Origin of the sequence: Xenorhabdus indica, from assembly GCF_014467235.1 — a bacterium.
Lineage (GTDB): Bacteria > Pseudomonadota > Gammaproteobacteria > Enterobacterales > Enterobacteriaceae > Xenorhabdus > Xenorhabdus indica.
Window position 1 is genome coordinate 20,273 of the sequence record NZ_NKHP01000002.1, and the last position, 15,784, is coordinate 36,056.

Below are 15,784 nucleotides of genomic sequence, written 5' to 3' on the forward strand. Positions count from 1 at the left end.
AATAAATAACCATAAGACACCATGACCGCAGATGGCGGTTATACTGTTATCCCTGAACTTAACAAGCAGATCATGCAGCAACTGGCTGATGAGTCAGTCATGCGCCGAATCTGTACGATTAAAACCACTCGCCGCAACGAATATAAACAACTTGTTTCGGTCGGTGGCGCAACGGTGGCCCACGGGGTAATCCGTTACCCCACACTTCACTTTCTTTAGCCTACATTTACTCTTTTTAGGATGCGGTGACTGCACTTACTTTGTTACTATGCTTTATTGTGTTTTAGTGCTCGTGCAATGATTTGTGGGGTAATTCGTGGGGTAATAAAATGATTTATTTGCCTTATGCCAAACTAAAACTAGTTAAAAATCAATAGGAAATAAATTAATGCTAAGTTATCGTCACAGTTTCCATGCGGGCAATCACGCTGATGTGCTTAAACACACTGTACAAAGCCTGATCATTGAATCACTTAAGACAAAAGAGAAGCCCTTTCTTTATTTGGATACCCATTCAGGCGCGGGTCGTTATCAATTAAGCGGAGAGCATGCCGAGCGTACGGGTGAGTATCTGGAAGGTATTGCTCGTATCTGGCAACGTGATGATATTCCTGAAGAGTTAAATGCTTATATGAGGGTTGTTAAGGCGCTGAATCAGAATGGGGTTCTGCGTTACTACCCTGGTTCCCCGTTGATTGCCCGTCATTTATTACGGGAAAACGATGAGCTTAATCTGAGTGAATTGCATTCGAGCGATTTTCCTTTATTACGCAGTGAGTTTTCCCGTGACAGACGTGCACGTGTTTTGCGTGAAGATGGTTATCAGCAACTGAAATCAAAATTACCTCCTAAAACTCGTCGTGGGTTGGTACTGATCGATCCATCTTATGAATTGAAATCAGATTATCAGAGTGTCGTTAAAGGTATTTTGGAAGGGTACAAACGCTTTGCGACGGGAACTTATGCGTTGTGGTATCCGGTTGTGCTTCGTCAGCAGATTAGACGTCTAGTTAAAGAACTGGAGGCGACAGGGATCCGCAAAATTTTGCAGATTGAATTAGGTCTGCGTCCAGACAGTGATCAACGTGGTATGACAGCATCTGGCATGATTGTTATCAACCCACCGTGGAAGTTGGAACAGCAGATGCGGTCTGTTCTGCCATGGCTGCATCAGGTACTGGTTCCTGAAGGTACGGGACATACTTTAGTAGAATGGATTGTGCCGGAATAAGGCGTCGTTGGTTTGATAGCTCTGGCCTATGACAATAAGAGCCAGAACCGTCATGAATAGTGATAACTTTTTGTAATAATATGATTTACGCTTAAATTTTAGTCGGTAAGTTAATTGATTAGACGGAAGTGCCTAAGATGAGTAAACATTACGATTATATTGCAATTGGTGGTGGCAGTGGTGGTATTGCTTCCGTTAACCGTGCGGCCATGTATGGGCAGAAATGTGCCCTGATTGAAGCAAAAGCATTGGGTGGAACATGTGTTAATGTGGGATGTGTACCGAAGAAAGTGATGTGGCACGCCGCGCAGATTGCGGAATCTATTCATCAATATGGCTCTGATTATGGTTTTGATGCAACAGTAAATCATTTTGACTGGAAAAAATTGATTGCCAGCCGTTCCTCCTATATTGATCGTATTCATATGTCGTATGAACGTGTGTTGGGTAACAATAAAGTGGATGTTATTCAGGGATTCGCGCGTTTTGTTGATGCAAAGACAATTGAAGTAAATGGCGAAAAAATTACGGCTGACCATATTTTGATTGCGACCGGTGGCCGTCCAATGTCTCCTGCTATTCCCGGTGCAGAATATGGTATTGATTCAAACGGTTTCTTTGAACTGGATGAGATGCCAAAACGAGTTGCAGTCGTAGGTGCAGGCTATATTGCTGTGGAAATTGCGGGTGTTTTGAACGCGTTGGGAAGTGAAACCCATCTTTTTGTTCGTAAACATGCACCATTACGTTGTTTCGATCCGTTGATTGTCGATACGTTGTTGGAAGTTATTAAAAATGAAGGACCGACATTGCATACGGAAGCAATACCGAAAGCGGTGATTAAAAATGCTGATGGCAGTTTGACGCTGCAATTGCAGGATGGCCGGGAGCAGACGATTGATACATTGATATGGGCGATTGGGCGTGAGCCAGTGACGGATAATCTGAATCTGGCGGTGGCAGGTATTGAGCTTAATGAGCAAGGATACATTCAGGTCGATAAATACCAGAATACGAATGTGAAAGGTATTTATGCCGTAGGCGATAACACGGGAGCGGTGGAGCTGACGCCAGTTGCGGTTGCGGCAGGTCGTCGTTTATCGGAACGTCTGTTTAACAACAAGCCGGAAGAACATCTGGATTATGCCAATGTCCCAACAGTCGTATTCAGCCATCCGCCAATTGGTACTGTAGGATTAACAGAACCACAGGCAAGGGAGCAATATGGCGATGATCAGGTGAAAGTTTATACATCATCATTTACCGCAATGTATACCGCGGTAACAAGGCATCGTCAGCCATGTCGCATGAAGCTGGTTTGTGTAGGTAAAGATGAGAAAATTGTAGGTATCCACGGTATCGGTTTTGGTATGGATGAGATCCTGCAAGGCTTCGCAGTTGCGCTAAAAATGGGGGCAACGAAAAAGGATTTTGATAATACGGTTGCAATCCATCCAACGGCGGCAGAAGAGTTTGTGACTATGAGATAGGAAGATGATGCAGGAAAAGCATCTATCTTATTTCTATGACTGATTGAAAACCACGTTCTATGGGCGTGGTTTTCAACAGGTTCTGCTTTATTGATTTTTGCTTTTATTTTTGAATACAAGGTCAGAACAATTCTGGCTTTTATTATTGAGGGGCAGATGGTTCGTTCTTTCTTATTACTGGGCATTGAGTTAATACTCGGTTCCATTGTTGTACAGTCATACAATGTACGTCAAAAGGTTTTTTCCATCCTCTTTTCGGGCCTTTTATCCAATCTGTATGCCAAATTTTGTGTTGTAAACCAGCAAGTTCGGCAGGTTGTAATGATGATAAGCCAATGAGAATGATATATTGCATAGGTTTATCTACTATGCCTTGTTCTAAGCTGAGATAGATTAAACTATCGCGTAACTTAGGAAATAACTCTTTGTTAACAAGGTTATCGCTTTGCAGTTTGCGTCGGAACTTTGTTTGTTCTCTTTCTTTAAGATGATTAGGGATCATTCTATTTTCAGGATCCTTAATTTCTATTAACCAAAGTTGGTTTGACCATTCGACTACAAAATCGACGGATTTCAATAAGTGACTGAGACCATGCCCCTCAGAACCTTTTTTATCTAATTTTCTTACTGATTGCGCTTTAGAAAAATCGAAATACAGATCACCTTCAATCCACTCAGGATGCATTTGTGCTGTCATCTTGCATTCCCTAATGAATGTTGAATTTCAAGGTCATACAGACGTAAATATTCATCAGCAATTTTATTGGGTCTCACATCTTTATATTGTTCAAACATATGGTTTATTACACCATTTTGTTTGGTTTTTTCTAGCGCAAAATAACGTATAGGGTTGTTTTGCTGTTTAGCAAATTCCAGTTCTTTCAAAAAAGCATAGTTATGTGTTGCAACGAAGATTTGCACACCACGTTCGGCGAGCATTACGAGTATTTTCGCGACATTCTGCATTAAAGAGGGATTAAGATTAGCTTCTGGTTCATCCCAAAATAGGGTGTTATTACTAAATAGAGAGCCATTATGAATGAGTTGCCAAATTAGCGCTAATTTGCGATGACCTTCAGCGATCAAAGAAATTTCTAATTTAGAATTCCCTGAAGTCAACTGGAATTCTTCTCCATGAAGACTGACACGGCCTCCGACTGTTCTACGAATTAATTCCAGCAAAGGTTGTTCATCTTTAAGTGGCATTCCTTTGCGAGCAGGTAGGTAAGCCTGTTTTACGATGTCGTAATAGATTTCTTCGAATGCCAGTTCATATTTGTCGTATAACGAAATAAATCCAGGAGCAAAGGACAATACTTCTTTTACGGGAATAAAAACAGGTTCTTTAGATAAATTAAGTTGACCTTCTACTTCGAAGAGATGATGACGTGTATTGTCGAACTTAAGTGTAAGCGTTTTTTCAAACAGGCCACGATGTGAAGTAATATTGACTAATGCACTGGTTGACCCTTTTTTGCGTGCTACTAGTCTGGAAACGTTACCACCACTTGGACGAAAGACATTCGCGAGTTTTTGTTTTAACTCATCGGTATTGTGCCCTTTTTGTTGCACACAATATAATAGTTTCATTAAATGGGTTTTACCGGTTCCGTTTTCACCAATAAAGACGTTTATTCCAGAAACAAATTTAAATTCTGTCTGTTTAAAGGCACTAAAATCTGTTAATTCTAAAGTGGTAAACATGGTGCACTCCTACCCGGTTGTTTTTGTAAGAGTAATGGCTTTAGTATGACTGAGCAAGCCGTTACACTTGCCCAAATTTCGTTTATGACTGGAAATCACAATCCCGGTGCCTTCCACAACGAAGTTGTCAGCCCATCATCCACCAAATGCAGTTGATCTGCATATACTGTCTGCCAGTCTTTCTTCGCTTTTTGGTAAACCTCTTGGTGGTTTAAGTTTGGTTGATATTCCCGTTCCCAACGCACCAGTCTTTCCCCTGTTTCTGGCATGGAATCATACAGCGAAACCCCGACGCCCGCTGCTATCGCACAACCCAATGCCGTTGCTTCCTTAACTATCGGAACCCGCACGGGTAACCCGGTTACGTCGGAGAGAATCTGGCTCCAGAGTTTTCCTTTTGAACCGCCGCCTGCGAAGACCAGCGAATTGGGTTGTACGCCTGAGAATGCTGCAACCATATCGAGGTTACAGGCTGAAACGATAGCGGCGTTTTCCTCTAATGCCCTAAATAGTGTTGCCTTGTTGCATTTTTCCGGATCAATCGACAGGTTGAGGAAGGAAGGGGCAGCGTGATACCACGATTTAAAGCGCATGACATCGGAGAAAATGGGCATCACACCATATGCACCGGCAGGAACTCGCGCTGCCATTTCTTCCAGCAGGTTGTAGGCATCAACACCCAGACGTTCCGCCATCAGTTTTTCTTCCGCACAGAAAGCATCACGGAACCAGCGCATAGTGAGGCCAGTGAAGAAGCTGATGGATTCTGCCTGCGCCATGCCAGGGATCACGTGAGGATTAATGCGGATATTCATGTTGGGATCGGTCATCGGCTCTGGCAGGTTAACCACTTGCTGCCAGAATGTGCCGCCAAGTACCGCAGTCTGAGCAGGTTTGACAACACCAATACCGAGACAACCGAGCTGGACATCACCACCGCCCATAATAACCGGTGTACCACTATTCAGACCGCACTCGGTTGCAGCTTTATCTGTTACGTATCCAAGTAAAGTACCGGTTTCTTTAACTGGGGAGAGGATATCGGAACGCAATCCTGCCATTTCCAGCAGGCTTGGGCGCCAGTCGCGGCTCACTAAATCCAGCATGCCCGTTGTTCCTGCGTTGGAAGGATCAACTGCCAGTTCGCCACTCAACATATAAGCCAGCCAATCGCTGATCATCGTCAGGGTACTGGCTTGCCGATAGATATCTGAACGGTGATGGGCAAGCCACAACAGACGAGGCATTGCGCCCAATGCTAAGGTCTGGCCGGAATAACGATACACATCATATTCAAACGTATTGTTGTACAACTCTTTCAGTTCACTGACTTCATGACTGGAACGGGCGTCTACGTTGGCACATGCCCAGATGGGATCACCGTTGCGGTTGTAAAGGACGATACCTTCCCGCATGGAACAAGCTGCAACACTCTGAATCGCACTGGCGGGTAGTTCTGCTTTTTGCAGTGCCTGCCGGATACATTGGCAGGCCAGTTGCCAGTTGGTTTTCAGGTCAAATTCCATTGAGCCTGCGACATTCGGCACTGGCTGGTGAACCCATTCCGCCTGTCCAACAGAGATTTGATTTCCCTCCAGATCAAATATTACTGCACGGATACTGCCTGTTCCTGCATCAAGCGCCATCAGATACTTCCCTGATGAGTGAGCATGAGTGCGTTGGTTCATGATGCTATCCTCGTTTGTCGTTATCTTATTAGCCTACTGGTTGTTGATTATTGACTACGATATGGCACAGGGGATATCCCCTAATCTGTTGGGGATAAATGATTAGACGATCACATCAGCATAGCCCTTGCGGTTTTTTCTTCCGTGACCAACGAACTGATATAGCCTCCTTTTAATGCAGCAACAATAGCTTCGGCTTTTTCAATACCACCAGCGACACCAATCACGTTCGGAATGGTTTTCAGCTCAGACAAGGTGAGACCAATCAGTTCCTGATGAATGTCGATATCATCGACCAGTTCCCCTTCGGTATTGAAAAAGTGGCCGAGAATATCTCCCACCGCCCCTTTGCGTCCAAACATCAATTGTTCCCCATCACTGATATAACCGGAACGCATAATCGTTGCCTGTTGTCTCTGGTTGATTGCCCCAATACCGACTACTGCGATATCGGCGGCACAGGCGGTAAGTATCACATCCCGCACACTGCGTTCTTCGCGGAATGTTGTTGCGACTTGTTGGGTTGATGCCCTGAGTGGAGCAGGAATAATACTGACAGGGCAATCTGCATCAAGCTGACCAATACCTGTCATATAAGGGCCAACGCCACCCGATAGCGTCACTAGCTGGATCTGTTGGGAAGAAATAAAACCGCTCAGATGTTGCAAAGTACACATGGGGGCTTCACCAAAACCAATAGCCAAAAGTTGGCGAGGTTCAATCAGTGACATCAACAGATGAGCGGCCCCGGTGCCTGGCCGGGTATTCGGATTAATCCCTTCAAGGTCTGGCAAGACGCGTACTTTATTGAGGTTAAAGTGTTTTTTAAGGGTATCTTCCAGCTCCAGACATCCTTCATAGCGTGAGTTGATCTGAACATGGATCACACCGGATTTCCGCCCTTTTTCCAGCAAACGGGAGACCTTAAGACGGCTCAGGCCAAGCAGTTCACCGATGTCCCCTTGTGTCAGACCATCGTGATAGTAAAACCAGGCAACACGTGCCAGTAGTTCTTCTTCACTCATGCTGTTTCCTGGATAGCTGTTTTCTGTATAGCTATTGCTTGCATAGTTATTACCTGCATAGCTATTACCCGAATTATTACCCGGATAATAAAACTCCCCGGATGACACGTCTTTCTCTGAAACTGATTTTTTCTTGTTTGATTTGTTCGTCATAACAACTTCTTTAATCCCCTGGAAAAGAATTAAGCATGAAAGCCTCTGGTGTACCAGAGGTATTCCGCGAAAAATTGAACATATTTTAATGAAGATCTAACTTTTTCACAAAATGTGATCGAAATATTGCAAAAAATTCAGATTATGGATTAGAGTCATGAACAAAAGTTTTTTAAAAAAATAAATGTTCATATCGGTATTCAGGTTAAGTATCCGGGGTCACAAACGGAAAACAGCAATAAGGTACAGCAGCGAAAATCATATAAACACCCTGAGGTAGCGTGATGTCACAAAGCAATTCCGCTAGTAATTCATTGCAAAAGCATTCATTGCCAATACGCTCATCGCAAAAACATGCTGCCAATATGCCACCGCTTCTGGCTGTCCGGGGGATCAGTAAGCAATTTTCCGGTTTGGTGGTGTTGAAACAGGTTGATTTCACTCTGATGTCGGGGCAAGTTCATGCTTTGTTGGGAGGAAATGGGGCAGGTAAATCGACGTTGATGAAAGTCATCGCAGGTCTTGAGCAGCCGGATGCCGGAACACTGATGTTGGAAGGAAATACCATTAACCCTTTGACACCTGCCAAAGCCCATCTGTTAGGTATTTATCTAGTACCACAGGAACCTTTGTTATTTCCCCACCTTTCTGTTCAGGAAAATATTCTGTTTTATCTGCCTAAGCATCAAGCCAGCAAAAGCCGGATGCAACAATTGTTGGTACAACTGAATTGTCGGTTAGATCTGAGTGCACCAGCCGGCAGTCTGGATGTGGCCGATCAACAGATGGTGGAAATCATGCGCGGTTTGATGCGAAATTCCCGCATTTTGATCCTTGATGAACCGACGGCTTCTCTGACTCCCGCGGAAACAGAACGATTGTTTGAACGGGTACGGGAGTTGCAACAGCAACAAGTGGGGATCATCTTTATTTCCCATAAATTACCTGAAATTCGCCAGCTTGCTGACTATGTCAGTGTTATGCGGGATGGTGGAATCGCACTCAGTGGGCCGACTGTGGATTTTTCAACTGAAACAATTATTCAGGCAATTACACCAGAGGCAAGGGTTTCTGCATTAACAGATACACAGAAACTGTGGTTAGATGCTGCTAATTATTTATCCGATAGCAATATTCAGGCTCCGGTACTTGACGTGATTTCCCTGTGTGGCGAAGGTTTTCGTGATATCAGTCTGACTTTGAAGGCGGGAGAAATTGTTGGTTTGGCAGGTGTTGTTGGAGCAGGGCGTACAGAACTGGCAGAAGCGTTATACGGATTGCGGCCTGTTGTGAGTGGCGCGATCCGTTTGCGCCAACAGAGTCTCAATCCACTGGATACAGCAGCACGATTGCGATGTGGTCTGGTTTATCTGCCAGAAGATCGACAGGCATCGGGATTGTTCCTTGATGCTCCCCTGAGCTGGAATGTTTGTTCACTGATCCATAACCAAAGCACGTTTTGGGTTCGTCCTGCTTATGATACCGCAGTGCTTGAGCGTTATCGCCGGGCGCTCAATATTCGTTACCGTCATGCCAGCCAACCTGCGCGTACCCTGTCAGGCGGGAATCAGCAAAAGATTCTGCTTGCCAAGTGCCTGGAAGCAAAGCCAGTCGTTTTGATTATTGATGAGCCGACACGTGGTGTTGATGTCAGCTCACGCCATGAAATTTATCAACTGATACATCACATTGCCAGCCAGCAAGTGGCAGTTCTGCTGATTTCGTCTGATCTTGATGAGGTCGTACAGTTGGCGGATAGGGTATTGGTTATGCACCACGGAGAAATTTGTGGTCACCTTGATAAATCCAGCATGAGTGTGGATGCGATTATGCATCTTTCTTTTGGTGAACAGGAAAATGGCGAGAGGGCATCATGCTGAAGTTTATCCAAAACTTTATTCAGAACAATCGTGAAGTCACTGCGCTGATTGCCATTTTAGGATTGTTTCTCCTATTAAGAAGTCTGGAGCACCATGCTTTCAATTTCCAGACCATCACGATGATTTTCTCTAATGCGCAAATCCTGATGTTATTGGCGATGGGGGCAACGCTGGTAATGCTCACCCGCAATATTGATGTCTCCGTTGGTTCAACAATGGGGTTGTGTGCTGTTGTATTGGGAATGTCACTCAATGCGGGTTTTCCATTATCGGTAGCCTGCCTGATAACACTATTGACCGGTGTGATGGCAGGCTTGGTAAATGGTGTGCTGGTGGTATGGCTGAAAATTCCGGCCATTGTCGCGACGTTAGGTACGCTAGGTTTGTATCGTGGTTTGATGCTGCTGCTGACAGGCGGTAAATGGATTGAGGGGTTACCTGCGGATGTGAAAGCGCTCGCTAATCCAATCTTATTCGGCATTTCTCCCATTGGATGGTTGTTGATATTACTGGTTCTGACAATGACGTGGGTGTTGAGGATGACGGATTTTGGTCGTGGATTCTATGCCACGGGCGACAATCTGCAAGGTGCTCGTCAGCTTGGTGTACCTATTAGTCGTATCCGTATTACAGCTTTTGCCGCGAATGGCGTAATGGCAGCATTGGCAGGTATTGTATTTGTCGCCCAGATTGGTTTTATCCCAAATCAGACCGGGAACGGGTTGGAAATGAAAGCAATAGCTGCCTGTGTTTTGGGGGGAATTAGTTTGCTCGGTGGGATGGGAACGGTAACAGGAGCAATTTTCGGTGCTTATTTTCTGACGCAAATAGATAGCGTGCTGGTATTACTCAGACTGCCGGCATGGTGGAACGATTTTATTGCGGGTCTGGTTCTGCTGGCAGTGTTGGTATTTGATGGCAGATTGCGTAGTGCCGTTGCAAAGAACTTACGTCAGCAACGTTATGCCCGTTTCCTCAAGCCAGATAATGATTCTGTTAAAGATTCAGCAGCAGAAAACAGGAGGTAGTCATAATATGAATGCGCTTAAAAAGCATGGGCGACAACGTTATGGTTGGGAAACGGCTCTTGCTGTTCTGTTGGCTCTGGAAATCCTGTTATTTGGCATAGCAAATCCACGGATGCTGGATATTAATGTATTGCTGTTCAGCACCAGCGATTTTATCTGTATTGGTATCGTCGCTTTACCGTTGACGATGATAATTGTCAGCGGTGGGATTGATATCTCGTTTGGGGCGATTATCGGCTTATGTGCCATTGTATTGGGGATGATGAATCAGGCCGGGCTACCGATGGTTGTTGCTCTTCCTTTGACGCTGATTACAGGAGTGCTCTGTGGTTTGATCAATGCCGGGCTGATTTTCTACACCGGCGTTAATCCTCTGGTTATTACTCTTGGGACAATGTACCTGTTCGGTGGCAGTGCATTATTACTGTCCGGGTTATCGGGGGCGACAGGTTATGAAGGCATTGGCGGTTTTCCGGCTGCATTTACTGATTTCGCTAACCTGACATTGCTGGAACTGCCTGTACCGTTAGTTATCTTTACTGTTTGTGTCATCGGGCTCTGGCTGTTCATGCACCGTACTCACTATGGACGCAATGTCTTTCTGATTGGGCAAAATAGCCGCGCCGCCCGTTATGCTGCAATTCCTGTCAATAAAACCCTGTGCCTGTTGTATGCCCTAACGGGGTTAGCTTCTGCACTGGCTGCGATTGTTTTGGTGTCTTATTTCGGTTCAGCTCGCGCTGACTTGGGCAGCTCATTTCTGATGCCAGCTATCACTGCGGCGGTGTTGGGGGGAGCTAATATTTACGGCGGTTCTGGCTCTATCATTGGCACCGCATTAGCTGTCCTGTTGGTGGGTTATTTGCAGCAGGGGCTACAGATGGCGGGTATCCCAAACCAGATATCTAGCGCGTTATCTGGTGCTTTGCTGATTATGGCTGTGGTCGGACGCTCTGTTTCACTGCATCGCCATCAAATTCGTGATTGCTGGCAACGTTGGCGGGCTGCGGTTTTTCAGTGAGCTATTCTTGAATGATTCCTGAACTATTCCTGAAATAGAAAAGAGTGGAGACAGTCATGAAAACATCGATAGTAAAAAAACTGGTTTTGGCGAGTGTGTTAAGTCTGGTATGTGTTTCCTGGGCACAAGCTGCTGACAAAATTGCATTTATTCCGAAGCTGGTTGGTGTCGGGTTCTTTACCAGTGGCGGACAAGGAGCACAGGCTGCGGGTAAAGACTTGGGGATTGCTGTTACTTACGATGGCCCGACTGAGCCAAGTGTGGCAGGGCAGGTACAGCTCATCAATAATTTTGTTAATCAGGGTTACAACGCGATTGTGGTGTCGGCAGTATCACCGGATGGTTTATGTCCGGCACTGAAACGCGCCATGCAGCGTGGTGTGAAAGTGTTGACCTGGGATTCAGATACTGCGCCAGAGTGCCGTTCTATCTATATCGATCAGGGAACGCCAAAACAACTGGGTGGGATATTGGTAGAAATGGCTGCCAATCAAGTGAAAAAAGATCATGCAGTGAAAAAGGATAAAACAAAAGTAGCGTTTTTCTACTCCAGCCCCACAGTGACAGATCAAAACCAATGGGTGAAGGAAGCGAAAGCCAAGATTGCAGCGGAATATCCCGACTGGGACGTTGTGACTACCCAATTTGGCTATAACGATGCTGCCAAGTCTTTACAGACAGCGGAAGGTATTCTGAAAGCATGGCGTGATTTGGATGTAATTATTGCTCCTGATGCCAATGCGCTGCCTGCGGCGGCACAGGCAGCGGAAAACCTGGAACGTAAGGATGTGGCGATTGTTGGATTCAGTACGCCGAATGTGATGCGCCCTTATGTAGAAAACGGCACCGTCAAACAGTTCGCCCTGTGGGATGTGGTGAAGCAGGGCAAGATAGCGGTTCATGTTGCCAATGAAATGCTGAAAAAAGGCAATTTGAATGTGGGGGATAAATTGGTTATTCCTGACATCGGCACACTTGAGGTTTCACCGAACAGCGTTCAGGGATACAGCTATGAAGCGAAAGGCAATGGCATTGTTGTAATGCCGGAGCGTGTGATTTTTACCAAAGAAAACATTAACCAATACGACTTCTGATTCATATCCGATAGATTTCGCGTTGTAACCTTCCGGAGGGAGAAATGGCAGATTTAGATGATATCAAAGATGGTAAAGATTTTGGCATTGATACACCGCAAAAGAATACATTGTTTGAACTGAAAGGCTGTGGCGCGTTGGATTGGGGAATGCAATCCCGCTTATCGCGGATTTTCAATCCCGCTACCAATAAAACGGTCATGTTGGCATTTGATCACGGTTATTTTCAAGGGCCGACAACAGGGCTGGAACGTATTGATATTAATATCGCTCCACTGTTTGAACACACCGATGTGCTGATGTGTACACGCGGTATTTTGCGTAGTCAGGTTCCGCCCGCGACAAATAAACCTGTAGTACTGCGCGCATCTGGTGCGAATTCCATTTTGACTGAACTGTCTAATGAAGCCGTTGCGGTAGCGATGGAAGATGCGCTGCGGCTGAATGTCTGTGCAGTCGCGGCGCAGGTTTATATCGGTTCAGAATATGAGCATCAGTCCATCAAAAACATTATCAAGCTGGTGGATCAGGGAACGCGTTATGGGATGCCAACAATGGCGGTGACAGGTGTCGGTAAGGATATGGTTCGTGACCAACGTTATTTCTCTCTGGCAACCCGAATTGCAGCGGAGATGGGCGCAAATATCATTAAAACCTATTATGTCGATACTGGTTTTGAGCGGATTGCCGCAGGTTGCCCTGTACCGATTGTTATTGCGGGAGGTAAGAAACTGCCTGAGCTGGATGCGTTAATGATGTGCTATCAGGCGATTGATCAAGGCGCATCCGGTGTTGATATGGGGCGTAATATCTTCCAATCAGAAGCACCGGTAGCAATGTTGAAAGCCGTTCAGGCAGTTGTACATTGTAATGAGAAGCCTGCTCAGGCTTATGAATTGTTCCTGAGTGAAAAAGCGAAGGGAGAATAATATGCACGTCACATTAGTGGAGATTAATGTCAAAGCCGACAAGATCGACGAATTTATCCAGGTATTTCGCGATAATCACCTTGGCTCGGTGAAAGAGCCGGGTAATCTGCGGTTTGATGTATTACAAGATGAAAAAATCCCGACTCGTTTTTATATCTACGAAGCTTATACCGATGAAGCCGCAGTCGCAGCGCATAAGAAAACCCCGCATTACCTGCGTTGTGTTGAAAAACTGGAATCACTGATGAGTGAGCCACGGCAAAAAACCACGTTTATTGGTTTGATGCCGGAAGGGAAGTAAGGAAAAGATAAATTATCAAGCAGGAATAACGCCCTTGAGCTGGTTATCGGGGGCGTTGCACTATCGATAATAAACCGAAATATTTTCCAGTTATATGTTTTTCATATTTTGGTTTTTCTTTATTTAATGGGTATTATTTTATTTAAAAATAAATATAGTTATCGGTAATAATATTGATATACGGAATTAATAATTTTTCAATTAAAATTAATATTTCTTTAGGCTGATTGATATTATCTATATTAAGGTAATTCTAACATCCGTTTATCAGGGGTTAATACTTATGAAAGAAAAAAAACAAATTATGATTCTATTGGAGAGAGTTATGATAATTACATAGAAAACAGTGCATTGCGTATATTGGACGCTCGTTTTGTCTTAGATGTGGTGGGTGATGTGAATGGGAAATCAATTCTGGATTTGGCTTGTGGATATGGTTATTTTAGCCGGAAATTATATAAGCGAGGGGCTTCAAAGGTTGTAGGGATAGATATTTCGGAAAAAATGATAGAACTTGCTAAGGCAAAGTTGAAACAATATGGTGATGGCCTGGAGTTTCATGTGCGAGATGTTGGTAAAATGGAATCATTTGGCAAGTTTGATCTCGTCACTGCTATTTGGCTGTTTAACTATGCTGCATCGGTCGAAGAGCTGGAAACTATGTTTCAGACGGCTGCCCGACATCTTAAGCCCTCTGGTAAATTAGTGGCATATATGACTTCACCTGATTATCGATTGGAAATAAGTAAGTAACTTTGATAGATATGGTATACATATCGTGAATAAAGAATCATGGAAAGGCGGTTTTCGTTATCAGGCTGAATTTCTTAGCACACCCCCTAGTCCTTTCACATTCTATCAATGGAGTCGTGAAAGTTATGAACAGGCTATTAAGAAAGCCGGATTCAGTAAATTCGAGTGGAAAGAAGCAAATCTTCTGGAGAGTGAAATTGAATCCCAGCCAGAAGGTTTTTGGGATATCTTTCAACATAATAACCTTAACACCGGTATCATTTGCTACTACTGATGATTTTATGTCTCTGTTTCTGTTGACGGGATTAATGAAAGCCACTTTGCAATAAACTCTGCCACTTGCTCTGGTCGATTAATATCAAGCCGCGGCAATGAGGTAGCCAGCGGGATATCGCTGGCAATGGCAATCACATGGGGATCAATCAGTTCCTCAAAGGAATGATTCAATCCATGCCGATACAGCGCAATTTTGGAAATGGCTTCGTCCTTGAAACCCTCAACCAGAATTAAATCCAGAGAATCTGTATCAAATCGGCTGGCAAGATAGTGCAGATCCAGTTCAGGTAATTCAGGCGTTTCTGCCATCAACGCCCAGCGCTGCTGGCTGGCAACTAATGTTTGTGCTGCACCCGCTTTACGCAGTTCGTAACTATCCTTACCCGGTTTATCGATATCCATATTATGGTGAGTGTGTTTGATCAATCCCACACGTATTTGTTGCTGACATAACAGAGGAATGACCTGTTTTAGCAGGGTTGTTTTACCGGTTCCACTGTAGGCGGTAATTCCCAGTAATGGCAGGTTAGGTGGGAAGGTACTTTGATTCATGCTGACTCCCGAAGACATTCCCAATGCTGGCATTGCCAGTGTTGGCACTCTTCTGGTGTATTCAAATTGGTGAAAGCGGTGGGATTCGGGATATAGACCGCCTTTGCTTTAATCATCTGCATAAAGAACATCAGCTTTCTGTCTCCCAACGCAAGATAGCTTTCTAATCTGGGTATCAGGCTGCGGTGCATCAGAGCCAATGTCGGATGGGCGCGTTCGCAATCATGTACATAAGCCGCCCATGAGTGTTGTTTATAGCGCCAAAGTTTTGCTACTACGTCATCAGGGAAATCCGGCACATCACAAGGGACAAACATAACCCATTCATTAATCGCTTTCTTCAATACCGCTAGCATTCCTGCCAGTGGCCCAGAAAAATCAGTGATAATGTCCGGTATAATTGGGTAACCACTCTGCTGATAAACCGACTGATTACGGTTGGCATTAATTAACAGTTCATGAACTTGTGGCTGCAATTTTGTTGCTATGTGTTGGTATAATGGTATGCCACCAAATTGTAATAGTCCTTTATCATTTCCTCCCATACGAGTGGATAGCCCTCCAGCCAGAATTGCACCACTGATTTTTGGATACGTCATTGAAATCACCTGATACTTGGTCATGAAATATTTTATATTTGGTTATATAACCCTTGTAAA

General features: G+C 44.6%; 16 protein-coding genes and 1 pseudogene. 11 read left to right on the plus strand and 6 right to left on the minus strand.

Annotated elements, in window-relative coordinates; genetic code table 11:
* Positions 1-27: 27 nt before the first annotated feature.
* The 3 genes and pseudogenes from Xind_RS01780 to gorA all read left to right on the plus strand — a co-directional run.
* Positions 28-186: pseudogene (locus Xind_RS01780) on the plus strand (phage major capsid protein); the annotation flags it as partial.
* Positions 187-388: 202 nt separating this feature from the next.
* The gene (locus Xind_RS01785) at positions 389-1,231 is read left to right on the plus strand and encodes a 23S rRNA (adenine(2030)-N(6))-methyltransferase RlmJ (RefSeq protein WP_047680729.1); all 843 of its coding nucleotides are present in this window, start codon (positions 389-391) and stop codon (positions 1,229-1,231) included.
* 137 nt (positions 1,232-1,368) lie between these two features.
* Positions 1,369-2,721: a glutathione-disulfide reductase gene (gene gorA / locus Xind_RS01790; protein ID WP_047680732.1), complete on the plus strand. Its 1,353-nt coding sequence runs from the start codon at positions 1,369-1,371 to the stop codon at positions 2,719-2,721.
* Positions 2,722-2,863: 142 nt separating this feature from the next.
* On the opposite strand, the gene Xind_RS01795 is transcribed toward gorA, so the two are convergent.
* From Xind_RS01795 to lsrR, 4 genes are all read right to left on the minus strand, one after another.
* Positions 2,864-3,418 carry a hypothetical protein gene (locus tag Xind_RS01795; protein WP_187649353.1) on the minus strand — a complete coding sequence of 185 codons (555 nt, stop codon included), beginning with the start codon at positions 3,416-3,418 and terminating at the stop codon, positions 2,864-2,866.
* Positions 3,415-4,425, minus strand: a complete 1,011-nt coding sequence (locus Xind_RS01800) for an AAA family ATPase (protein WP_187649354.1) — start codon at positions 4,423-4,425, stop codon at positions 3,415-3,417. The genes Xind_RS01795 and Xind_RS01800 overlap by 4 nt, the downstream gene beginning before the upstream one ends.
* 95 nt (positions 4,426-4,520) lie before the next feature.
* Positions 4,521-6,113, minus strand: coding sequence for an autoinducer-2 kinase (gene lsrK, locus Xind_RS01805; protein WP_187649355.1), 1,593 nt, complete (start codon positions 6,111-6,113; stop codon positions 4,521-4,523).
* Between the two features lie 110 nt (positions 6,114-6,223).
* Entirely contained in the window at positions 6,224-7,291 is a 1,068-nt protein-coding gene (gene lsrR, locus Xind_RS01810) for a transcriptional regulator LsrR (RefSeq protein WP_187649356.1), read from the minus strand.
* Positions 7,292-7,575: 284 nt separating this feature from the next.
* On the opposite strand from lsrR, the gene lsrA reads away from it, so the two are divergent.
* The 8 genes from lsrA to Xind_RS20805 all read left to right on the plus strand — a co-directional run bounded on the left by lsrA (position 7,576) and on the right by Xind_RS20805 (position 14,571).
* Positions 7,576-9,171 carry an autoinducer 2 ABC transporter ATP-binding protein LsrA gene (lsrA, locus tag Xind_RS01815; protein ID WP_276511044.1) on the plus strand — a complete coding sequence of 532 codons (1,596 nt, stop codon included), beginning with the start codon at positions 7,576-7,578 and terminating at the stop codon, positions 9,169-9,171.
* A gap of 5 nt (positions 9,172-9,176) precedes the next feature.
* Positions 9,177-10,199 (plus strand): autoinducer 2 ABC transporter permease LsrC, encoded by a 1,023-nt coding sequence (gene lsrC, locus Xind_RS01820; RefSeq protein ID WP_420856057.1) that lies wholly within the window; start codon positions 9,177-9,179, stop codon positions 10,197-10,199.
* 7 nt (positions 10,200-10,206) lie between these two features.
* Positions 10,207-11,220 carry an autoinducer 2 ABC transporter permease LsrD gene (gene lsrD, locus Xind_RS01825; protein WP_187649358.1) on the plus strand — a complete coding sequence of 338 codons (1,014 nt, stop codon included), beginning with the start codon at positions 10,207-10,209 and terminating at the stop codon, positions 11,218-11,220.
* Positions 11,221-11,276: 56 nt separating this feature from the next.
* Positions 11,277-12,314: an autoinducer 2 ABC transporter substrate-binding protein LsrB gene (lsrB, locus tag Xind_RS01830; RefSeq protein ID WP_047680753.1), complete on the plus strand. Its 1,038-nt coding sequence runs from the start codon at positions 11,277-11,279 to the stop codon at positions 12,312-12,314.
* A gap of 44 nt (positions 12,315-12,358) precedes the next feature.
* The gene (lsrF, locus tag Xind_RS01835; protein ID WP_047680755.1) at positions 12,359-13,243 is read left to right on the plus strand and encodes a 3-hydroxy-5-phosphonooxypentane-2,4-dione thiolase; all 885 of its coding nucleotides are present in this window, start codon (positions 12,359-12,361) and stop codon (positions 13,241-13,243) included.
* Between the two features lies 1 nt (position 13,244).
* Complete coding sequence (lsrG, locus tag Xind_RS01840) at positions 13,245-13,544, plus strand: (4S)-4-hydroxy-5-phosphonooxypentane-2,3-dione isomerase (protein ID WP_047680758.1); 300 nt, start codon at positions 13,245-13,247, stop codon at positions 13,542-13,544.
* A gap of 351 nt (positions 13,545-13,895) precedes the next feature.
* Positions 13,896-14,297, plus strand: coding sequence for a class I SAM-dependent methyltransferase (locus tag Xind_RS20800; protein ID WP_246432445.1), 402 nt, complete (start codon positions 13,896-13,898; stop codon positions 14,295-14,297).
* A gap of 25 nt (positions 14,298-14,322) precedes the next feature.
* Positions 14,323-14,571 carry a hypothetical protein gene (locus Xind_RS20805; RefSeq protein ID WP_246432446.1) on the plus strand — a complete coding sequence of 83 codons (249 nt, stop codon included), beginning with the start codon at positions 14,323-14,325 and terminating at the stop codon, positions 14,569-14,571.
* A gap of 5 nt (positions 14,572-14,576) precedes the next feature.
* Here Xind_RS20805 and mobB read toward each other — a convergent pair whose 3' ends face one another.
* Positions 14,577-15,125, minus strand: a complete 549-nt coding sequence (gene mobB, locus Xind_RS01850) for a molybdopterin-guanine dinucleotide biosynthesis protein MobB (protein ID WP_047680764.1) — start codon at positions 15,123-15,125, stop codon at positions 14,577-14,579.
* A complete protein-coding gene (mobA, locus tag Xind_RS01855; protein ID WP_047680767.1) occupies positions 15,122-15,724 on the minus strand; it encodes a molybdenum cofactor guanylyltransferase MobA in 603 nt (200 codons plus the stop codon). Before mobA ends, mobB begins: the two co-directional genes overlap by 4 nt.
* Between the last annotated feature and the right edge of the window lie 60 nt (positions 15,725-15,784).